General features: G+C 60.9%; 19 protein-coding genes. 2 read left to right on the forward strand and 17 right to left on the reverse strand.

All coding sequences use genetic code 11. The features are described 5' to 3' along the window. Window positions 1-2 precede the first annotated feature (2 nt). The 12 genes from pgaA to HCU66_RS02910 form a co-directional block, all read right to left on the reverse strand. Complete coding sequence (pgaA, locus tag HCU66_RS02855; RefSeq protein ID WP_205887060.1) at window positions 3-2,483, reverse strand: poly-beta-1,6 N-acetyl-D-glucosamine export porin PgaA; 2,481 nt, start codon at window positions 2,481-2,483, stop codon at window positions 3-5. A 346-nt stretch (window positions 2,484-2,829) separates the two neighbouring features. Continuing rightward, window positions 2,830-4,335 carry a YdgA family protein gene (locus HCU66_RS02860; protein WP_205887061.1) on the reverse strand — a complete coding sequence of 502 codons (1,506 nt, stop codon included), beginning with the start codon at window positions 4,333-4,335 and terminating at the stop codon, window positions 2,830-2,832. 238 nt (window positions 4,336-4,573) lie between these two features. Continuing rightward, on the reverse strand, window positions 4,574-5,209 hold the full coding sequence (locus tag HCU66_RS02865) for an NADH:ubiquinone oxidoreductase subunit N (RefSeq protein ID WP_205887062.1): 636 nt from the start codon (window positions 5,207-5,209) through the stop codon (window positions 4,574-4,576). 81 nt (window positions 5,210-5,290) lie between these two features. Then, window positions 5,291-6,739, reverse strand: a complete 1,449-nt coding sequence (locus tag HCU66_RS02870; RefSeq protein WP_205887063.1) for an efflux transporter outer membrane subunit — start codon at window positions 6,737-6,739, stop codon at window positions 5,291-5,293. Continuing rightward, complete coding sequence (locus tag HCU66_RS02875) at window positions 6,736-7,623, reverse strand: efflux RND transporter periplasmic adaptor subunit (protein WP_205887064.1); 888 nt, start codon at window positions 7,621-7,623, stop codon at window positions 6,736-6,738. Before HCU66_RS02875 ends, HCU66_RS02870 begins: the two co-directional genes overlap by 4 nt. Continuing rightward, entirely contained in the window at window positions 7,620-7,829 is a 210-nt protein-coding gene (locus HCU66_RS02880) for a DUF1656 domain-containing protein (protein ID WP_205887065.1), read from the reverse strand. Before HCU66_RS02880 ends, HCU66_RS02875 begins: the two co-directional genes overlap by 4 nt. Beyond that, window positions 7,826-9,898, reverse strand: coding sequence for an FUSC family protein (locus HCU66_RS02885; RefSeq protein WP_205887066.1), 2,073 nt, complete (start codon window positions 9,896-9,898; stop codon window positions 7,826-7,828). Before HCU66_RS02885 ends, HCU66_RS02880 begins: the two co-directional genes overlap by 4 nt. Then, window positions 9,895-10,320 (reverse strand): MarR family winged helix-turn-helix transcriptional regulator, encoded by a 426-nt coding sequence (locus HCU66_RS02890; protein ID WP_205887081.1) that lies wholly within the window; start codon window positions 10,318-10,320, stop codon window positions 9,895-9,897. Before HCU66_RS02890 ends, HCU66_RS02885 begins: the two co-directional genes overlap by 4 nt. A gap of 396 nt (window positions 10,321-10,716) precedes the next feature. Beyond that, entirely contained in the window at window positions 10,717-10,998 is a 282-nt protein-coding gene (locus tag HCU66_RS02895) for a type II toxin-antitoxin system RelE family toxin (protein ID WP_007899567.1), read from the reverse strand. Further along, complete coding sequence (locus HCU66_RS02900; RefSeq protein ID WP_007899564.1) at window positions 10,988-11,233, reverse strand: type II toxin-antitoxin system Phd/YefM family antitoxin; 246 nt, start codon at window positions 11,231-11,233, stop codon at window positions 10,988-10,990. Before HCU66_RS02900 ends, HCU66_RS02895 begins: the two co-directional genes overlap by 11 nt. Window positions 11,234-11,378: 145 nt before the next feature. Further along, on the reverse strand, window positions 11,379-11,624 hold the full coding sequence (locus tag HCU66_RS02905; RefSeq protein ID WP_007899563.1) for a DUF2789 domain-containing protein: 246 nt from the start codon (window positions 11,622-11,624) through the stop codon (window positions 11,379-11,381). A gap of 132 nt (window positions 11,625-11,756) precedes the next feature. Beyond that, entirely contained in the window at window positions 11,757-12,224 is a 468-nt protein-coding gene (locus HCU66_RS02910) for an aminoacyl-tRNA deacylase (protein WP_205887067.1), read from the reverse strand. 212 nt (window positions 12,225-12,436) lie between these two features. On the opposite strand from HCU66_RS02910, the gene HCU66_RS02915 reads away from it, so the two are divergent. Together HCU66_RS02915 and HCU66_RS02920 are read left to right on the forward strand one after the other, a co-directional pair. Continuing rightward, window positions 12,437-12,961 carry an NfeD family protein gene (locus HCU66_RS02915; protein WP_205887068.1) on the forward strand — a complete coding sequence of 175 codons (525 nt, stop codon included), beginning with the start codon at window positions 12,437-12,439 and terminating at the stop codon, window positions 12,959-12,961. Window positions 12,962-12,983: 22 nt separating this feature from the next. Beyond that, window positions 12,984-13,742: a slipin family protein gene (locus HCU66_RS02920; protein WP_205887069.1), complete on the forward strand. Its 759-nt coding sequence runs from the start codon at window positions 12,984-12,986 to the stop codon at window positions 13,740-13,742. A 47-nt stretch (window positions 13,743-13,789) separates the two neighbouring features. Here the strand turns inward: HCU66_RS02920 and HCU66_RS02925 are convergent, their stop codons facing one another. The 5 genes from HCU66_RS02925 to HCU66_RS02945 form a co-directional block, all read right to left on the reverse strand. Further along, on the reverse strand, window positions 13,790-14,734 hold the full coding sequence (locus tag HCU66_RS02925) for a sulfotransferase family protein (RefSeq protein ID WP_205887070.1): 945 nt from the start codon (window positions 14,732-14,734) through the stop codon (window positions 13,790-13,792). Beyond that, a complete protein-coding gene (locus tag HCU66_RS02930; RefSeq protein WP_205887071.1) occupies window positions 14,722-15,507 on the reverse strand; it encodes an aspartyl/asparaginyl beta-hydroxylase domain-containing protein in 786 nt (261 codons plus the stop codon). Before HCU66_RS02930 ends, HCU66_RS02925 begins: the two co-directional genes overlap by 13 nt. Then, window positions 15,504-16,109, reverse strand: a complete 606-nt coding sequence (gene cysC, locus HCU66_RS02935; RefSeq protein ID WP_205887072.1) for an adenylyl-sulfate kinase — start codon at window positions 16,107-16,109, stop codon at window positions 15,504-15,506. The genes HCU66_RS02930 and cysC overlap by 4 nt, the downstream gene beginning before the upstream one ends. After that, entirely contained in the window at window positions 16,093-17,607 is a 1,515-nt protein-coding gene (locus HCU66_RS02940) for a TolC family protein (RefSeq protein WP_205887073.1), read from the reverse strand. Before HCU66_RS02940 ends, cysC begins: the two co-directional genes overlap by 17 nt. Window positions 17,608-17,648: 41 nt before the next feature. Next, a partial coding sequence (locus HCU66_RS02945) for an Ig-like domain-containing protein (protein WP_205887074.1) occupies window positions 17,649-20,174 on the reverse strand: 2,526 nt, incomplete at its 5' end.

The following is a 20,174-nucleotide window of genomic DNA, read 5'->3' on the forward strand; positions in this document are numbered from 1 at the left end:
TTCTAGAAGCGGTAAGTGAGGTCGACGAGCAGACGCAGATCGGTTTCACGGTCGCCGTCATAAGGCCGGTTGATCACGCTCAGCAGGCCGCCCACCTCGAACACGTCGTTCCAGCTGTAGCGCTGGCCGTAACCGAGCAGGGCGATGCCGCCGGTGCCGTGATCACGTTGGCTATAGGTGCCCGCGCCCGCCTGAAACTGCTGGCGCCAGGAGGTTTCGTAGCGGTGATGGAGCACATGGTTGACGTTCACCGTCGGCAGCACGCTGAAGTCGGATTTGGGGTTGAAGTACGGCACGTCACCGGACTTGGAGTTATGGCTGCTGCCGACCTCCAGGCCGAGGTCGACTTGCAGCCCCGGCGCGCGGTAAACGCCCTCGCGACCGGTGAGGACTGCTTCGACACGGTTGTTGCCGTCGCTGAAGTGCGAGGGGCTGACCGCCAGTTTCCACTCACGGCTTTCATTGGCGCGCCAACGGATGAAACCGCTGCCGCCATTGGCGGTGATGTCGCTGTTCAAGGCCCGCAACGGCGTTTGCGCCGACAGGTATTCGAGGCTGCCGCCGTACTGCCAGTGATCGTCGATGTCCCGGGCAATCGCCAGGCGCGCACCCTGTTTGTTGCCGAAGCCGTAGGAATGGTTGGAGACTTCCGCTTCCAGGCTCATGTCGCGAGTGCGCCGTTCGAGCCCGACGCGCTGGAAACGATGATGGCCGGTGCCTTCCTGGAAATCGCCGGTGGCGTAACCGGCACCGGCGAACAAGCGCCAGTCTTCATCGATAGGCGGGCTGTACAGTGTGGTTTCGATGCCGAAATCGCGGCTGCCGTTAACCGCCCCGACGTCCCCGTTGCCACCGCCATAACTCTTACCGCCGTAGGCCCGCACTCGCAGCTCGGCCATGTCGTGGACCGCACGCTGACGCTGTAAACGCTGCACCTGACGGTTGTCCGCAAAGCGCGCGACCACATCGTCGGTCAGTGCATCCATCTGCCGCCATTCCTGCAGGTCCATGGCGGTGTGGCCCTGAGCGACTTCTAGCCCGATATCTCGCGGGGCCATGCTTTCGGTTTCCTTGAGCTGACTCTCGGCGCGTCGTGGCCAGTCCCGGGCCAGATACAGATCGGCTTGAGCCAGACGCAGGCTGAGGTTGCCCGGAGCCTGATCCACCAACGTCTGCAAACGCTGCTCGCCCGACGGCAGATCGGCGCCGTAGATGCCGGCCTGGGCGGCGAGTTGCTGCGCGTCCATCCACTCATCGTTGGGATTGCCCACCGGCAAGCCCTTGAGCTCGATTCGCGGTTTCTGGCTCTTGGCCAGGTTTTCGGCGACCTGACGCGCTTCATCGACTTTGTCGCTTTCGAGCAAGGCGTAATAGAGCGCGGCGCTGCCTCCCAGATGGTCGCCGACGTCGGCAACCGGCGCGACCAGCACCTGATGATATAAGTCGGTGGCGATTTCCGGCTGACGCTGGTCCAGATAGGACGACGCCACCCAACGCAGGGCATAGGTCGGAACCTTCACGCCTTCGGCGAGCAGCTTCTGGTATTCGGCGATCACCTCGGCGGTGCGCGCACGGGCCTTGAGGGCGCCCAAGCGGTCGATTCGCCAGCGGATGACGTCCTCATGGGCCGCAGGATCCGGCGTCCAGGTCATCAGTAACTGGTCGTAATCGGCCAACGCCCGATCGGCGATCACATACCGTTCCGTTTCGCTGCGGGTGGCCAGTTCAGCCAGACGCACGCGTTCGGCGGCCATGTCCCCTTCGAGACGGCGCAACGTGACCGGATCCAGCAACCCCGGCCGCTGACGCGCCAGGCGCAAGGCCGGTTCCGGCAAACGGGCACGTTGCAGGGCAATCACGTATTCGCGAGCGACTTCGGGTTTACTGCCGGCGCGAATGAAAGCCTGGTCGTATTCAAACAGTGCGTCGTAAGTGGCACCGGCGCGGGTCAAGGCGTAGGCCAGGGCCAGGCGGCGGGAAGGGTCATCCGGTTTCGCCGCCACCAGTGCCTTGGCGCGGGCAACCGCCTCGTCAGGTTTACCGGCGTCGGCCTGGGTCATCGCCAGGCCCAGCTGCAAGTCGGCATTTTGCGGTTCAAGGGCCAGGGCCTTGTTGTACACCTGGCTCGCCGAGCCCCAGCGCTTGAGGTTGCGATAGGCGCGCGCGGTGGCGGTCAGGGCCTGGACCGGCAACGCCCGATCTCGCCCTTGGGATTCATAGACCTGGACCACTTCCGCATCCAGCCCCGCCCAACTGGCGATCTGCAGGTGATCGCTGATCTGGCCGGGGGTGGCCTGGTTCACAGGCACTTGGCGCAACACGGTCAGCGCAGGCGTGTAGTTCCCCGCCCGCGCATCGCGCACCATTTGGTCGTAAGGGGTGTCGGCGAACGCCAGCGTCGGCCACAGCAATTGACCGCACAGCGCAACGCGAAACAAGGGGCGCAGCCCACAATGAATAAAGGGACCAGCAATACACGGCATTCGTCAGCATCCTTACATGGCCAGCCGGGTCGCAATGTCCCTTGCCCACTCGTATCGGAAAGCCGGGTCGAGAAACCCGGCCAAGCTTTATCGAAGCAGTCTTGCATGCAAGCGTAGTCAATTATTCAAGTCACAATAATTCTTCAGATTCGTTTCTCCTCTTTGCGCAACCCTGTAGGAGCGGGCTTGCCCGCGAAGACGGCGGCACAGTCAACATTGATGTTGCCTGACACACCGCTTTCGCGGGCAAGCCCGCTCCTACAGGGATCGTTACGAAACGCCAGACAGCAAAACGCCCGGCGTCTGCATGTCGCAGAGGCCGGGCGTTGCGCTCAAGCCTGAGGTTTTACTGGATTTCGCCAGTGCCGCCGAGCTTGCTCATCACGAAGCCGACAAATTCTTCGAGGGTCATTTTCTGGCCGTTGAAGTCCACCTGATTGTTGGCGTAGTGCAGCTTGGTGACAACGTTGTTACCGTCCAGTTTCGCCAGTTGCGTACCGACCGCCATGCTGCCGAACATGTCGGCGGTGGCGCTCGCCTGATCGGCGATGAGTTTGGCGTCGGTCTGGCCATCGATTTGCGACTGCACGGTGAGCACGTCAACGAGCATTGGCTTGGACACCCGTACGTTGAAGTCCAGCAGCGCAATCAACTGCTTGGCCAACTGGTCCGGCGGCAGGTCCATGGATTGCGGCTTGGCCAGGTCCAGCACCAGGTTGGCGCGGCTTTCGCCGTTGCTGGTGTTGAACGACAGGTTTTCCAGGGCCACCTGGGGGCCGGCGGCCAGCAGTTTCTCCAGACTGGTCTTGATCTGTGCCTCTTCGGCCGGGGTCAGGTTCAACTCCGGCGCCGGCAGACCGGCGGCAGCAGCTTCAGCCGCGGCCCTCTCGTAGGGTTGCAGTTTGGTCTGATAGATCTGCATCAGCGACATCGTTGACGGGATGTCGAGGTTTTTCAGGCTCATGGCCATCTGCGCAGAACCGACAGCCTTGCCGTTCAAGGACACTTCACCGACCTTGTAATCGGCACGCCCCGAAGCATTGGTGCCCGACTCTTCGGTGCGGTTCTTCATTTCAAAGTTCTTGAAGCCGAGTACCGACTGTTTGGCGCCGAAAGTGGTTTTGCTGTGGCTCAGCTCGACCGTGTTTTCGCCGGTGTAATAGCCATAGGTGCTTTTGTTCAGGTTACTGGCCACGGTCAAGCCGTTGAGCTCCACCTGCACCGGCGTCTGATCTTCAGCCACGCTGGTCAGTTTCAGGCTGTCCATGTAACCGTCGGCCTTGACCTTTTGCGCCTGGGCACTGGCGGCCACATCCAGTTTCAACCCGGAGAACGTCAGCCTGGATTTGTCATCCAGTGCGGCTTCCAGCGGCAGAAATTCGAGGGTGCCCTTGGTGGAGTTGTCGTAACCGATGTTGACCACGCCCTGGACCGGGGATTTGTCCTTGGCGGCGGCGAACCACTTCTCGGTCAGTGGCGTCTTTTCCAGCTCGTAGTGACTGGTGGCCAGGACCGGCAACCACTTCAGCGACACCAGACGCGAGAATGGCAACGGGCCGTGTTCGATGCGATCGACGAACAGCAGCTCGACCGGCGCTTCACCAAACATCTCGCCCTCGCCCTTGAGGCGGTAGTGCGCGGTGCTGCTGAACACATGGCGATCCAGCGACACCAGCTCCAGCGACGCCGTGCCGTTGGAACCTGTCAGCGCGGCTTGCAGCTCTTTGTTGGCGTCGGCGATCGAGCTGTTGAGCACTCCATCGAGTTTGCTGCCGGTATACCACGCACCGCCAGCGCTGATTGCACCGATGGCCACGACAATTGCTAAAAGCACGCCTGCTGATTTATTCATGAAGTACCCGATCAATGTCCATTGTTGAAAGTGTGGTCGTCTTCCCTGAACCCATGACAGGTCGCGGTCATGACTGCGCTAAAAGTGGGAAGGAGATTAGCATTTGCGCCGCGAGGCGGCCCAATGATTAAAGGTGAAAGAGTGTCTATTAGCGTGGAAAAGATCGCCGCCTACGCCAGCGCCTGCACGGAATATGCGTTTCCCTGCAGGAGCTGGCGTAGGCGGCGATCTTTTCGGTTCACGAATACTGCACTTCAATCTCATCCAATTGATGATCAAAACTCTTGAGCCGTGCGGTCCACGTATACACCAGCACTTCAAAATCCCGATTGATCACCGCCCCGCCAGTCACTTCCGCGCGCGGGTCGCAGAAGTCCAGTTGATAGCGTTCGCGGGCCATGGCGTTGGCGACATCGGACAGCTCTCGAGCGTTGTTGAGCCAGTGCCACCCCTCGTCGGCCACTTGCTTGTCCAGCGCCAGGCATTGTTTCTTCAGGGTTTCGAGGCTTTTTTCCAGCGGCGTGCCGGTGAGTTCGCCCATGACTTCCTGGAACGTGCGCCCCGGTTGCCAGTAACTGCCCCAGAAATACCGGTCGAACACCGTTTCAACCCGGCGCAAAGCCACCTTGGTGTCCCAGATCAGCACCAGGGTCTTGCCTTGTTCGAGTTGTCGTTTCTTGATGCGCTGGCTCTGAAGCGAGGCCCAGGCGACCACCACGATGGCCATCACGGCGATCAGCGCTGCCACGCTGTCGAGGAATATCAGCGCCTTGTCGAGCTGATGGGCCAGCATGACGCCGTAGAAATAGGTGGCCGTCAGCAAAACCAATGCCGTAATGGCGCACCAGAAGCCGAGAGCGTAAGGGTTTTTCATTATTGGATCCCCCTGACCAACGCAAGCCTTGATCGACGGGTTCGCCGCGCGCCCCCATCCATTCAAAGCATAGCAACGGCCTCAGGGTTTGCCGGGTTGTGAACCTTGCGTTCGTCCGCTTTCCCAGCCGCCACCCAAAGCAAGGAACAAATCGATCTGGCTCATGGCGACTTGGGTGTTGGCCGAGGCCAGTTGCGCCCGGACGTCGGTGTAGGTGCGGGTGGCTTGCAGATCCGCGAGGAACGACTCCCGGCCGGCCTGAAAAAAGCGGTGAGTCTGGTCTGCCGCCCGTTGCGCCGACTGTTCGGCATCTGCCAACGCATCGCGACGCTGAAGTTGCGCGGAATATTGCGCCAAACCGGTTTGAGTTTCGCGAATGGCGTTGAGTACCACACCATCGAAATGCGCCAGCGCCCCTTGGGTCGCCGCCTCGGCCTCACGGATTCGCGCGCGGGAGCCGTTGGACGGTACGGTCCAGGTCAGCAACGGACCGAAGCCCCAGCGATTGGTCGCCGGTTTGCCGAGGTTTTCCAGTATCCCGACCGTACCAACAGTCGCGCCGATGCTGATGTCCGGGTACAACTCGCCGGTGGCAATGCCAATACCGGCGGTTGCGGCCGCCAATTTGCGCTCGGCCTGGCGTATGTCGGGCCGGCGTTTGAGCAACGTGGCGCCATCACCCACCGGCAACAATTGGGTGATTTTCGGCAGCTCGGCGCAGGTGGCGGTTCCGGACGGCAATTGCTCGACCGGTTTGGCCAGCAACATCGACAAATGGAACAACCCGGCCTGACGCGCCGCTTCATAACGCGGCAATTCGGCGCGCAAGGACTTGAATTGGGTTTGCGAACGGGTGACCTGGGTTTCATCGCCGCGCCCGGCATCGCGCAAACGCTGGGTCAGGGTGGTGCTCTGGGCTTGCAGGTCGAGGGAATGCTGCGCGATCTCCCGCTCTTCGTTGGCCGCGCAGATCTGGGTGTAAGCCCGCACCACATCGGCCACCAGGGTGATGCGCGCGGTATCCGCTGCCGCCTGCGTCGCATCGGCATTGGCTTTGGCCGCCTCGATGCCGCGCTGCAAGGTGCCGAACAGGTCGAACTGATACGAGGTCGTGATGCCGATGTCACCCACGTTGGCCACCGGCACTTTCTCCGGTAGCAAGAACGCTTCGCCAGACTCCTGCAAGCGCTGGGCGCCAACCTTCACGCCGCCGCTCCAACCGCCCGCGGCTTGCGCTTCGTCGACCTGAGCGCGAGCCCGGGAAAGATTCGCCGCCGCCACCCGTAAATCGGTGTTGGACGCCATGGCCTGCTGCACCAATTGGTCCAGGCGCGGATCCTGATACAACCGCCACCAATCACTGGGCACCGGTGCCGAGACGACATGTTTGCCGTTCACCGCCAGGTTGCCCTGAAAATCTTCACGGTGCACCGCCGCCTCGTCCGGCAGATGATAATCCGGACCTACCACCTGACAGGCCGACAACAGCAGCCCTAACCCGGCCACCGCCAAACCCGAGGCCCTGCTCATTTCGCCGCCCCCCCGGTTTGATCATCGATGATCGACACGGTGGCCGTACGCCCGGCAATCATGCGGAAATCTTCCGGCACCTCATCAAAAGCAATCCGCACCGGAATCCGCTGCGCCAGCCGCACCCAACTGAATGCAGGATTGACGTTGGGCAACAGGTTGCTGCCACTGCTGCGGTCGCGGTCTTCGATGCCGGCGACGATGCTTTCGACATGCCCGCGCAGGCGCGCACGGTCGCCGATCACGCGAATATCGACGCTCTGGCCGACATGAATGCCGTCCAGTTTGGTTTCTTCGAAATAGCCGTCGATGTGGAAGGAGTTACTGTCCACCACCGACAACACCGGGCGCCCGGCGCTGACGAACTCCTGGGAGCGCGGCGCCCGATCGTTGACGTAGCCATCCACCGGGCTGCGGATCACCGAACGGTCTAGGTTGAGCTGGGCGCTGTCTACCGTTACTTGGGCCTCCATCAACGCCACTTCGGCGCGCGCAACCCGAGACTGGCTTTCTTCCAGTTGCTCGGCCGGGACCAGATTGCCGAGGCCACGGTTACGCTTGGCCTCGCGCTGGGCCTGGGCCAGGGTTTCCTGGCGGTCGGCGACAGCAGCTTTTGCCTGGCGCAACGCCAGTTTGAAACGGTCCTGATCGATGCTGAACAGCACCTGGCCGCGTTTCACCCATTGGTTGTCGCGCACCTCCACTTGCTGGATCAGGCCGGATACATCCGGAGCAATCTGCACGATGTCAGCACGGATGTGCCCGTCCCGGGTCCAGGGCGCGAACATGTAATACATGACCATGCGCCAGACCACGACAACGGCGAAGGTCACGATCAGCAGCGTCAGGACCACGCGGCCGAGGGTCAAAATAGGTTTTTTCATGTCATCAGGTATCGACTGAGTGAGTCCACGGCGCCGAGTAGCACGGCGTAGAGAGCCACGTTGAACAATGCCCGGTGCCAGACCAGACGGTAAAAGTGCAGGCGCGTCAGCACCCCATGCACCAACAGGAACAACACGTAGGTCATGCCCATCAGCACCAGCAGCGTGGGCAGGAAAACCCCACTGATATCCAGATCACCAATCATAAAGGCGCTCCATCGATGCCTTGGGGAAGCGGTTCTTCGAGTTCGCCCGTGCCGACAAATTCGACCCCCGGCAACAGCGCCAGACGCAGGCCGCTCAAGGCGTGCAGCAGGTGCAGACGGGTTTCGTCATCACCTTGGCCACAGAGGGCGCGGCGGGTGCGATCGAGGGTCATCAGCAATGGACTCGGCGCCGGCAGACGTTCGCCAGCCTTGAGACAGGCCTTGAAGTACACGCCGACTTCAGCCACCACCTGGCGCAGCAGCGCCTGCGGCGCACCGGGCACTCGCGGTGAATAGGCGAGCAGGTCCAGCAGATTCAACGCCACGCGCACTTCCCGCAGGGCGATGCCAGTGTCCTGGCCGGTCATGACCAGGCGCGGCAAATGCTGCATCAGGCGATCGAGCATCTGCACGCCCATGTGCCGGTGTTCGGCCAGCGTGGCCGGCTCCGTCAGACCGACGATGTCACGCCAGCTGAAACGGGTCAGGCGCTTGGCCGCCAGTTCCGCACCGAACGGCCGGGCGATCAGGGTCCAGATGAACGCGAACAGCAACCCCATGGGCCCGGCCAGGTTGGAGTTGGCGAAGCTGAGGAAATCCGCGTCGTAGGCGCCCTGAATGCTGATGAAGGACGAGGTGTTGACGATGGTCAGCAACATCCCCAGGTAAAAACGCGGCTGCACGGTCAGGGTGCCGACGCAGATGAACGGGACGGCAAACGCGAGCACCAGCATCGGGAAGTCATGCAGGTTCGGCAGGATCAGAAACAGATAAAGGCCGGCGAACAGTACCGACATCGCGGTCCAGAAAAAGAACCGGTAAATCTGCGGCGCCGGGTCGTCCATCGACGCAAAGAAACTGCACGCCACCGCCGCCAGAATCACCGCGCTGCCGCCGTCGGTCCAGCCGAGCAGAATCCACAGCACCGAGGCGACGATGATCGCGGTGACCGTAGAGGCCGCCGAATAGAGCATCAATCCACGGTCGAGAAACGGCGACAGCCGACCGAGGCGCCAATGCCGATACACCGCGCGCCAACTGTCCTGGCTCTCGCATTGAATGGCGTATTGCAGGCTGCGGCAGTCTTGCCACACATCGATCCATTCGCCGAGGCGATACAGGGCGTTGGAGAACAACAACTGCTTGCGATCGTCCAGCGCCTCGGCACTGGGTTGCAGCGCTTGGAGCCGGTTTTTCAGGGCCTGCCAGCGATCGAGGTCAGCGTCTTTGTGCTCAAGCCATTCTGTAGTCGCGGTCAACAGTGGCGCGAACTTATCCACGAGCTCTGGCGTGCGTCGCTCAAGGGCATAGAGCGCGTCGTCGAGGGCGTCGACCACCGGCAACAGATGAATCATTCGCCCGCGCAGTTCCTTGGTATTGCGCACCGTCTGCGGCCGCGCCCCCTCGTGGGGCAACTGGCCGATCATCAACTCCAGGCTGTTGAAGTTCGCCACCATCGATGAACGCAGGGCGCTGACTTCGTCCGGCTGCACGTTGCGGTTGAGGAAACGCAGGCTGTAGATCGAAGCATCGGCAAACCATTTGCTCACCGAATCGTTGAACACCGGCGCTAACCGCCTTGGCCAGAACATGGCGCCAACCACTGCCGCAACAGCGATGCCGAGGAAGATCTCTTCAGTGCGCGCTTCGGCTACGTCCCACACCGCCAACGGATTATTCACCACCGGCAAGGCGATCAGCGGCAAGGTGTAACCGGCGAGCATCAAGGCGTAGCTGTTGGCGGTGCGCAGATGCAGGGACAGGAACAGCAAAATCCCGGTCCACAGCGCGATGACCACCACCAGCACATAAGGGCTCTGGACGAACATCGGCACGAAAAAAACCGCCGCCGCCGCGCCGAGCAAAGTGCCGGCCGCACGGTACAACGCCTTGGAACTGGTCGGGCCGACGAACGGGCTGGAAACGATATACACCGTGGCCATCGCCCAATACGGACGAGGCATTTGCATGAGCATGGCGATGTACAGCGCGATCATCGAGGCCGCGAAGGTACGCACACCGTAGAACCAGTCCCGCGCCGGAGGCACGCCGGTGAAAAAACCGCTCAAGGGTGGGCCACCGAATGATTGGCCGCTTCGAAGGCTTTGAGTACCCGAAGCGCCGCTTCCAGATCACTCTGATCGATCCCGTCGAGCACGCCCTGACGCAAACGCACCAACTCGGCTTCCACCGACTGCACCAACTCGCGACCGGTCGCAGTCAGGCTCAGGCATTTGGCGCGCCGATCATGGCTGTCTTCGGTACGGCAGACATAACCGGCATGACACAGCTGATCCAGCAACCGCACCAGCGACGGGCTCTCCATCCCCGCCGCCTGCGCGACCGTCACCTGCCGCACACCCTCGCCCAAACGCCCGATCATCAACAACGGCACGGCGCAGGCTTCGGAGATTCCATAATTGACCAGCGTGGTCTGGCAGATTTTGCGCCAATGCCTGGCGGCCACCACCATGGAGCTGCTGATGTTCATCTGGAGAGCGGCGAGATTCTTTGGCACGGGGGAATGCACACACTGTTAGTTTGCTAACTATCAATATGGCATTGGAGGGGAAAGTCGGTCAAGTTTTGAAACAAATTGGCGAGCAACGGCCAGACGCAGAGTTCGATGGGGATCGCTGCCGGGTTTGAAATCTGTGTAACGTGCGCTATCCGAACCGAGAGTCAAACAATGCCTGTCAGGGATACAACAGAAACTGAAAATATCTTCGATTTTGGAGGGGTGGATCGTTACCACAATTTCCTGCAAAGGAAAGTGGACGCGGCACGACTCTCGCGACACGGTGGACAGTGTCGCAGTCATGAAGAGATCGAAACTGAATTTACCGCTAAGCGGGCGCTAGCGGCAGAAATGGACATCTAGGAATTATCAGCGCTTCTTGGCTCGGTCATATACATCGCTGCGTTCGCGCTTACCAACCGCCACCACAGAAACGACTACTCGTTCGTCAAAAACTTGATACACAAGCCTGTATCCCGATGACTTCAACTTGATTTTGTAGCAATCAGGCATCCCATGCAGTGAGTCGGAAGGGATTCGAGGCAATTCGAGTCGCTCTGCCAGTTTCTTTTTGAACTGTTCACGCAACGTATGCCCCAGCTTGTCCCACTCCTTGCGTGCGGACGGCAGGAATTCAAGCTTATAGGTCATCCAGGCTTACCGGGACCGGCGTTTCATTTCTACGAGAGCGAACAATTTCCGCCAACTCGAAATCATCGAGGCGCTCCATCATTTGCTCGAAAACATCGGCCGGGACCATGTATCCCATAACCCGATTGTGGTTCAGCACTGCCACAGGCCCACCGTGAGCACCGCTTAGAACCGCAGATGGGTTTTTCTTCAACTCGGACACGCTAACCGCCATATCGGCCAGAACACTTTGCATAATTAAGACCTCAATTAAGGTCTAGATTCTGGTCTATTGACTGCTTCTGAGCAACCTGGAAAAAGCTAACAAATTCAGTTTCTGCTCAGATTTTTTTACCATGCACCAGTTTTTTTTACATTTCGCCATTTTTCTTCAGATTTTTTTACACTCCACGCCCCTTCCTCAGCATTACATCCAGTTGATCCACCACCTCCGCCCAATCCGCGTCATCCAGAATTTCCTCACGCAGCAACTCTGCCTGGCTCTCGCTCCAGAAGAACGCGTCCGCCAAGTGCAGTTCGGGTTTGAGCGGTGAATGGGTGGCGATGAATTTATCAATGCTTTCGGCGTCATCAGGCAGGCCGAGTTGTTTGAAGAGAGATGGGAGGCTGTGGGTGGGGGATTCCATGTTTGGCTCCTTTTTAATCGCGTATTGGACAGGTGATTTGCAGCGCGGCCATTCGCGGGCAAGCCTCGCTCCTACCGGGACACGCGGTCGAATGTAGGAGTGAGGCTTGCCCGCGATGCAGTGATGTCGACGCTAGGCCGACAGACTCAACTCGCACACCTCGGCATGCGGCACCATTTTCAAGTATTCCGGCACGCTCAGGTGTACCAGGTTGTTGTGGTTGCCGGCTTCGAGGTAGATGTCTTTCTGCCGGGTCAGCATCGGGTCGATGACCATGTCCATTCCATAGGATTCGCCCAGTGCAGGCACGGCGCCGCGTTCGCAATCGTCGAACAGGTGCGGCAGGTTGCTTTCCCGGGTGACTTGCCATTCGCTGCTGCCACGGACTTTGCTCAGGTCCAGGTGACGACTGGCCGGCAGTACGGCCATCAAGTAATGCCCATGGCGATCGTCGAGGATCACCGACTTGGCCACCCGTTCAGCGGGAATGCCCGCGAGCCGCGCCGTTTCAAGGCTGCTGGCCGAGTGCGGATGGGAAACGATGTCATATTCGCAGTGCGCCTTTTCCAGGCTGTTCTGCACGGTTTTTGCCATACGCATGATGCACCTCGGTGTCCGCCACCACGAATGGCGGGCGATGGTTAGAATTTTTTCTCTCCATTAAAAGTCTAGGCCCGCTGGGGGGATCCGGCGGGAAATCCGCCCGTCGGACGGTCGACAACTGTTCAAAATTCATACAGCTACAGGCTCAACTAGACTAGTACACAGAGCCACGAACGGCTCGCGGACGGATGACTCTCCCGGAGGGTCAAGTGAACATTCGTTGCTGTGTAATTGCGCTGCTGGCCTTGAGCGGACCGGTATTGGCGGCGGACACCGTCGTAGTGCTGGTTCCCGATCCCATCGGGCTCTGGCTGATCACGTTCGGCATTGCGTTTCTGATCGCCGAGGCGGCCTTGCCCAATTACGGCGTGGTCGGTCTGGGCGGCCTTGTGATGTTCGTGATTGGGGCGGTGATTCTGACCGGTGCCGAAGTCCCCATTCCGTTGATAATCGGCTTGGGACTGATCAGCGCACTGCTGCTGACTTTCCTGCTGATCCGCGCCTTGAAAACCCGACCGCGCCGCAACGTCAGCGGCGACGACGAATTGCTGGGCAGCGTGACGCCGATAACGTCGTTGCAGGCCGGTAATGCTTATATCGGCTGGGTGCACCTGCAAGGCGAGCAATGGCAGGTTTCAAGCGAAACACCGCTGCAACCGGGGCAACAAGTCCGGGTGGTGGCACGCAAGGGTTTACTGCTGGAAGTGGTCGCGGCTGACGCGGCGCCCGCATGAACAATGATGACGGAGAATAGTCATGGGTCTGCAACTGGGTTTTGCCGCGCTCCTGTTATTGCTGATTGCACTGGCGGGGTCGACCTTCCGCATCCTGCGTGAATACGAACGCGGCGTGGTGTTCCAGCTCGGACGCTTCTGGCAGGTCAAGGGCCCTGGGCTGATCCTGTTGATCCCGGTGGTCCAGCAAATGGTCCGCGTCGACCTGCGGACCGTGGTGCTCGACATTCCACCACAAGACGTGATCACCCGCGACAACGTCTCGGTCAAGGTCAATGCGGTGCTGTATTTCCGCGTGCTCGACCCGCAACGGGCGATCATTCAGGTCGAAGACTTTCTCATGGCCACCAGCCAACTGGCCCAGACCACGTTGCGGGCAGTGCTCGGTAAACATGAACTCGATGAATTGCTGGCCGAACGGGAACGGCTGAACGTCGACATCCAGCAAGTGCTCGATGCTCAAACCGATGCCTGGGGCATCAAGGTGGCCACCGTCGAGATCAAGCACGTGGACCTCAACGAATCAATGATCCGCGCCATTGCCAAACAGGCCGAAGCCGAACGGGAACGTCGGGCCAAGGTGATCCACGCCGAAGGCGAATTGCAGGCTTCGGAAAAACTCATGCAGGCCGCCGAAATGCTCGGGCGTCAGCCGGGTGCCATGCAGTTGCGTTACATGCAGACGCTGAGTTCGATTGCCGGGGACAAGAGTTCGACTATTGTCTTCCCGCTGCCGATTGAATTGCTCAAGGGGATGGCGGATTTGTCGACGAAATCCTGATGCACATGAGCTGTGGCGAGGGAGCTTGTTCCCTCACCACAAAAAGATCATATCTTGCGCAACTGCTCCAACGCCTCGTAAGACTCTCGCGCCCAGTGTTCCACCCGTTCATGAAGCAGCATCGAGGCTTCGCGACGCTTGTCATCGCTGTCGCCAACGAACAGCTGCGACGGCTGCTTGGCATGTTGCCCCACCACCGCAAATACCTGCCTGCGCTGCTCGGTATCCAACGCAAAGAACGCTGCCAACCGCCCCGCCATGGCCTGCGGCAGTTCGCTGTAATTCACCGCCCAGCCGCCAAACGCCCGGCATTGCGCCAACCCCGTCGCGAGTAACCGCGCCAATCGCCGAGCGATGTAATCTTCACGGCCGCTGAACGCAAGTTCGTCATCCAGCACACTGGCGCCGATCATCCCCGGCACCATGTGCACGCCCGGGCGACGCAGATGCGAGACAGCAATTTCCAGCGGATCGCGATAAAGAAACAGCCACGGCGTTTCGGGGAAGCACTCGCGCAGCCACGGCAGTTCACCGATATTCCAGGCGTCGAGTTTGATCACCAGTCTTTGTTCTGCACCCAGTCGGCGTTGTCCATAGGCCGACAGCAACCCTTTGATGGCGGCACGCCGCTCGACGGCAGGTAGATCACTGCGCAGCAATGCATCCAGCGGCGGTGGTTCGCTGATGACGATGTGATTGTCGAGTTGTGCCAGCATCTGACCGATCAGGGTCGAGCCACAGCGGGAGGCGTGAAAGATGAAGGCGCTCGGCGGCAGACCGGGGCTGCAAACCTGCCAGTCAACGAGGGTCGACAAGGCCGTTTTTCGACGAAACGCCTGATTGAACGGCAGCCGCAGCGCATCCTCCACAGCGTCACGGAAAAACGGCTGATGCAGCCGCGTGTCCCCGAACCAGCACCAGTCGACTTGCCATTGCCCGGCCTCTTGCCACACGCGAATCGGCAACCAGCCTTCGAGGTTCAAGCGCTCCATTGTTCAGTCCATTGGCGGCGACCGTCGCGCATTGCCGCGCGCAGTTCTTCGCGGGTGAACGCAAGTCCGCGCTCGGTGGCCAGTTCCAGGGTGCGGGCGATAAAGGCTTCGTGGTCCTGCACACCTCGCAAGGACTTGCACAGCTGCGGATCGCTGGCCAGCAGTGCCTTGAACTGTGCAAAAGCCCCGTGGCAGAAACCCGGCGACGGCGTGGTTGCCACCCCGTCGATAATCGCCTGCTCCAGCCAGGCACCGGGCCGGCAATCGAGCACCAGATGAATCCGCTCCCGGGTATCGTGATTGTCCACGCGATGAGGCCGCGCCAGATCGAGATACCAACATTCGCCAGCAGTCATCGGCATGCGCTGGCCATCCAGCATGAAGTCCACATGAGGCGGGCTGAAAAGCGGAATGTGCAGACGCAAGTCCGCATCCGGTTCACCCAGGTCATAGTCGCGATGCTCGTGGATACGCCCGCCCGGGCCGAGTCGCAACAGGCGCGCGCAGATGATCTCCAGCCGCAGATCCCGCAGCCCTTGCTGCCATCGAACATCCCGCCGCCAGGGTTCACGCAACCGAGGCTCATCGCGACCGGGCGCCAGTTCAGTCAAGGCATCGGCTGCGGAAATCAGCGCCACGCCGCTCCAGTCGCCCGTGTAGTAAGCGCTATTGAAATGACCGTGCCAGTCGCCCTCGCCAATTGCCGCCAGAGCCTGCAGCAGCAACGGCAAATCCACCGTCACCGGCAATCGGGAGAAGGCCGGCCGGCTCATCGTTTCGGCAGCACCGCGCACTCGCCGAGCCAGGTCAGCAAACGGTCGAGACAGGCCTCGATCGGCTGCGCGCCCGTGTCGAGTACCAGTGACGCGCACGGCGGCGGTTCGTAAGGTGCCGAAACACCGGTAAACCCCGCCAACTCACCCCGTCGAGCCCGGGCGTAATGACCTTTGGGATCACGCTGTTCACACACCGCCAAAGAGGCGCTGCACCAGACCTCGTGGTAATCCTCGCCCAACCGTCGGGCGAACACTTCGCGCAACTCCACCAAGGGCGCAATCATCGCGAGGATGACAATCTGCCCGTTCTCGACCAACAGCGCCGCCAGTTCGCTGGCGCGGCGGATGTTTTCCAGGCGATCGCTGTCGGTAAACCCCAGATCGCGATTGAGCCCTACCCGCAGGCCATCGCCATCGAGCACCACACTCTGCACGCCGCGTTCGAACAGTTCGGCGTGCAGTGCCTGGGCCAGTGTCGACTTGCCCGCCGCCGGCAAACCGGTCAGCAGGATCGCCGTGCCGCGATGGCCGTTGCGGGCCTCTCGCTGGAGGCGGCTGATGCTCGCCGTCGGCGCCAGCAGGTCAGCGGACCGGGGCATGGGCCACCGGCACCGTGATATCGCCCGCCGCCCACGCCGCTTCGCGATTGGCCAGTGCCGTGGCGATGGACTGGACTTCGGTCGATTGCACCTCGACCGGCAATGGATCGAGACCGGCACTGGCAAAGATTTGCCCGTAAGCATTGCGCAGGTCGGCATAGGACAGGTCACGACGCAGATCCGCCTTCAAGGTGTTCAGCTCGCCCTTGATCAGATCCAGCTCGCCCAATCCGGCCGTCTGATAGCGGTTGCGCAGCTGGCCGACGATTTGCCCGTCGATGTTCGACAGTTGCTGATTGGTCTGGAATTGCCGCAGTGCTTCGCGATAGTTGGCGTTGGCCACATAGAGCTGGGCCAGCACTGCGATCGACATCGCCTGACGGCGTGCCGTGGCGACTTCTTCACCGGCCTTGGCGACGTCGATCGCGGCGGGCGCGGAAATCACGTTGAACAGGTTCCAGGTGACTTTCACCCCGTAATCCGCCCAGCTCTGCTCCACCAGAAACGAGTTGCTGTCGTAATGCCCGCCAGCGGAGAACTCCAGCCCCGGCAGCAGGCGCAGCATGGCTTTGCGGGTTTCGGCGGCACTGATGCGGGTCTGGTAATCCTGCTCACGCAACTCCGGCCGACTGGTCAGCGCTTCCTGCTCCAGGCTGGCGAGGTCGACCTTGAGTTCCGGAATAACGTAATCGTCCTGGGTCGCCAGCTTCAACTCGGTATTGAGTGGCAGGTTGATCAGGGTCGCCAGTTCGGTTTTCGCCAATGACAGCGCGCGGCGTTGCTTTTCCAGTTGCCGGGTGGCGTCAATCAGCGAGCGTTGATAAGCCAACGACTGGATTGGATCGCCGATACGCTGTTCGCTCATGCTTTGACTATTGTTGCGGGCGGTTTCGACCCGAGCCATCAGGCTGTCGATTTGCTTGAGCAAACGTTCGGCGGCCACGGCTCGCCAATAGGCCGAGCGCACATCCTGAACGATGGTGTTGATCACCTTGCGCCGACGTTCCTGCACAATCAGCCGCTGATCGCCCTGCTGCTTGGCGCTGATGTAGCTGACGCCGAAGTCGAGCACGTTCCAGACCATGGTCAGGTCCGCCACTTCGCGATCGCGGTCCTGGGAGGTCGACGGCTCCAGGGATTGTGCGCCGGTTTCCACGCTCTGACTGCTGGAGGCGCTGACGTTGTTACGCCCCACGTATCCGGCGTCCAGCGCCATGCGCGGCAACATGTCGAAACTGGCGAGGTCGAGTTGGCGCTTGGCCAGGGCCTCTTCCATGATCTTGAGCCGGCCTTCGAGGTTGTATTTCACCGCGCGGGCCATGGCCTGGTGCAGCGTCAACGGGCCGCTGAGGGGCTCCTGCCCCTTGTACATGTTTTGCAGATCGCTTTTGGCGCGCTGCTGACTGACGCTGCGTTCGATCGGCGCGCTGGTGACTGCACAACCACCGATCGCCAGGGCCAGCAGGCTGGCGCCGAACAACTTCTGACTTTTTTTCATCCTTGTATTGCCCCCGGTGCCGCAATGCTTCAATGTTTTTTTCAAGCCTGCATTTCACTGATGCCGACCTGCTGCAAAGCCGCGGCCAGGCTGTCGACCTGCCGCTGCTCGGTGTCTTTGAGCTGTTGCAACTGCTGACCAAGACTCGGTGCGCCAAACACGCCGCGCAACCCTTGGGAAGCGTCCACCGTCCTGATTGAATTGTTGCCGAAGGCGTTCAGCGACTCCTCGCTGCCAGTGTCCTGATTGAACAGGCTCGACAGCGTGCTGGTGCCGAAGACCCCGCCATCCCCACCGCCAAAGCCGAGGAAACCGTGGCCTGAGCCATCGCCACCGCTTGCGCTGCTGCTGAACACCTGCGCGATGAAGCTCGGCGTCAGCGCCCCATGGTTCATGAAAATGTCGCCCAGAGGCCGAATGCCGTTGCCGATCACCCGTTGTTCGAACAGCGGGGGAAAGGTCAGCGGTGAGCCGAGATCGCCGGTGGGAGGGGTGAAGACGATGGGCTGCAAGGGCACGTTGGGCTGAGCGGGAACGGTGACAGGAACGGTGACGCGAAATTCCGGATCCGGTGGTGCCACGACGATCGGCGACGACGGTACAACGACGGTATTGATTGCATAGTTGTTCGATTGGCTGACACCGCTACCCGCATTGCCTGCGCCATCGCTGACGCCAGCGACGCTCAGGTTGATCGCATTGTTGCTACTGCTGACATTGGCGTTCGGCGTCAGGGTCGCGGTCCAGGTTCTACCGCCGTCGCTGCTGCTCAGGTTGGACAAGCTGCCATTGGCCACGCTGATGTCGCAGAGGTCAAAGCCACTTACCACTTCGTTAAAGGTGAACGTCACCAACGAGGTCTGGCCGACGCCCAGGTTCGGATTGGCAACCACCACCGTGGCGGTCGGTCGTTCGCCGTCGATGGCGTAGTTATTGGATACCGCGACGCTGGCGCCTGTGTTGCCCGCCAGGTCCGCGACATTACTGGTGTCCAGCGCAATGAAGTTGCTCGGGTCGGTGATGTTCGCGGTGGGTGTGAAGGTCGCGGTCCAGGTCTTGCCGCCGTCACTGCTGGCCAGGCTGGTCAGCTCACCATTGGTCACGCTCAAGTCCGACAAATCGAAGTCGCTGACCGCCTCGTTGAACGTGAAGGTCACCAGCGTCGTCTGGCCGATGCCCAGGTTCGGGTTGGCAACCACGATGGTAACGGTCGGGCGAGTCGCATCGAGCGCGTAGTTGTTGGAGATGGCGATGCTGGCGCCGGCATTGCCCGCAACGTCGAGCACAGTGCTGGTGTCGAGCAAAATCAGGTTGGTCGCATCGTTGATGCTCGCAGTCGGCGTGAGCGTGGCGGTCCAGGTCACGCCACCGTCGCTGCTGGCCAGGCTGGACAGCACGCCATTGGCCACGCTGAGGTCCGACAGGTCGAAACCGGACACCGCTTCGCTGAAGGTAATCGTGACCGTGGTGGTCTCGCCGATGCCCAGCTTATTGTCCGCCACCGCAATGGTCGCGGTCGGGCGAACGGTGTCGATCGCGTAGTTGTTGGAGTCGGTCACGCCGACGCCGCTGTTGCCCGACACGTTGATCACACCGCTGTTGTCCAGGCTGATCAGGTTGGTTGTGTCGGTAATGCTGGCGGTCGGGGTGAAGGTCGCAGTCCAGGTCACGCCGCCATCGCTGGATGAAACGCTGCTGAGGGTGCCATTGGCAATCGTCAGGTCGGCGTTGCTGAAGCCGCTCACCGCTTCGCTGAAGGTAATGGTCACCAGCGACGTTTCACCGGCCTTGAGGGCATTGTCGGCAACTACGATGGTAGCGGTCGGCACCTGGGTTTCCACCACATAGTTGGCCGAGTTGGTGGTGCCCGACCCGGTATTGCCGGCCACGTCCGAGACGCCGCTGTTGTTCAGGGTGATGAGGTTGCTGGTGTCGGTAATCCCGGCGGTCGGGGTGAAAGTGCCGGTCCAGGTGAGGCCGCCGTCGCTGCTGCTCACCGCGCTCAAGGTACCGTTGGCGATGCTCAAGTCACTATTGTCGAACCCCGTCACCGCTTCGCTGAAGGTGATGGTCACCAGGGCGGTTTCCCCTGGTTTCAGGGTCGAATCGCTCAACACGATGGTGGCGGTCGGGCGTAGGCTGTCGATGGCGTAATTGTTGGAATCGGTGGTGCCGCTGCCGGTGTTGCCGGCCCCATCGGTCACCCCGGTGTTGTCCAGGGTAATCAGGTTGGTTGCGTCGGTGATGCTCGCCGTCGGTGTCAGGGTCGCGGTATAGGTAATGTTATCGCTGGTACTCAGATTGCTCAGGGTACCGTTGCTCACCGTCAGGTCGGCCGTGGTAAAGCCGGTCACCGCCTCGGAGAACGTAATGGTCACCACCGATGTCTGGCCCGCCGCCAGCGCCGTGTCCGCGACCACGATGGTGGCCGTCGGGCGTACGGTGTCGATGGCGTAGTTGTTGGAATCGGTGGTGCCGCTGCCGGCGTTGCCCGAGGCGTTTTGCACGCCGCTGTTATCCAGAGTGATGACGTTGCTGGTGTCGGTGATGGCGCTGGTCGGGGTAAA

Source organism: Pseudomonas frederiksbergensis, from assembly GCF_017114915.1.
In the GTDB taxonomy this organism is placed as follows: domain Bacteria; phylum Pseudomonadota; class Gammaproteobacteria; order Pseudomonadales; family Pseudomonadaceae; genus Aquipseudomonas; species Aquipseudomonas frederiksbergensis_I.

Excerpts from the sequence above, each read along its gene's own strand:
- HCU66_RS02940 (WP_205887073.1), bottom strand. The coding sequence starts at position 17,607 with ATGAAAAAAAGTCAGAAGTTGTTCGGCGCCAGCCTGCTGGCCCTGGCG.
- HCU66_RS02895 (WP_007899567.1), bottom strand. The coding sequence starts at position 10,998 with ATGACCTATAAGCTTGAATTCCTGCCGTCCGCACGCAAGGAGTGGGAC.
- HCU66_RS02890 (WP_205887081.1), bottom strand. The coding sequence starts at position 10,320 with ATGAACATCAGCAGCTCCATGGTGGTGGCCGCCAGGCATTGGCGCAAA.
- HCU66_RS02910 (WP_205887067.1), bottom strand. The coding sequence starts at position 12,224 with ATGCGTATGGCAAAAACCGTGCAGAACAGCCTGGAAAAGGCGCACTGC.
- HCU66_RS02930 (WP_205887071.1), bottom strand. The coding sequence starts at position 15,507 with ATGAGCCGGCCGGCCTTCTCCCGATTGCCGGTGACGGTGGATTTGCCG.
- HCU66_RS02905 (WP_007899563.1), bottom strand. The coding sequence starts at position 11,624 with ATGGAATCCCCCACCCACAGCCTCCCATCTCTCTTCAAACAACTCGGC.
- HCU66_RS02880 (WP_205887065.1), bottom strand. The coding sequence starts at position 7,829 with ATGATTGGTGATCTGGATATCAGTGGGGTTTTCCTGCCCACGCTGCTG.
- HCU66_RS02925 (WP_205887070.1), bottom strand. The coding sequence starts at position 14,734 with ATGGAGCGCTTGAACCTCGAAGGCTGGTTGCCGATTCGCGTGTGGCAA.
- HCU66_RS02900 (WP_007899564.1), bottom strand. The coding sequence starts at position 11,233 with ATGCAAAGTGTTCTGGCCGATATGGCGGTTAGCGTGTCCGAGTTGAAG.
- HCU66_RS02860 (WP_205887061.1), bottom strand. The coding sequence starts at position 4,335 with ATGAATAAATCAGCAGGCGTGCTTTTAGCAATTGTCGTGGCCATCGGT.
- HCU66_RS02865 (WP_205887062.1), bottom strand. The coding sequence starts at position 5,209 with ATGAAAAACCCTTACGCTCTCGGCTTCTGGTGCGCCATTACGGCATTG.
- HCU66_RS02875 (WP_205887064.1), bottom strand. The coding sequence starts at position 7,623 with ATGAAAAAACCTATTTTGACCCTCGGCCGCGTGGTCCTGACGCTGCTG.
- cysC (WP_205887072.1), bottom strand. The coding sequence starts at position 16,109 with ATGCCCCGGTCCGCTGACCTGCTGGCGCCGACGGCGAGCATCAGCCGC.
- HCU66_RS02870 (WP_205887063.1), bottom strand. The coding sequence starts at position 6,739 with ATGAGCAGGGCCTCGGGTTTGGCGGTGGCCGGGTTAGGGCTGCTGTTG.
- HCU66_RS02920 (WP_205887069.1), top strand. The coding sequence starts at position 12,984 with ATGGGTCTGCAACTGGGTTTTGCCGCGCTCCTGTTATTGCTGATTGCA.
- pgaA (WP_205887060.1), bottom strand. The coding sequence starts at position 2,483 with ATGCCGTGTATTGCTGGTCCCTTTATTCATTGTGGGCTGCGCCCCTTG.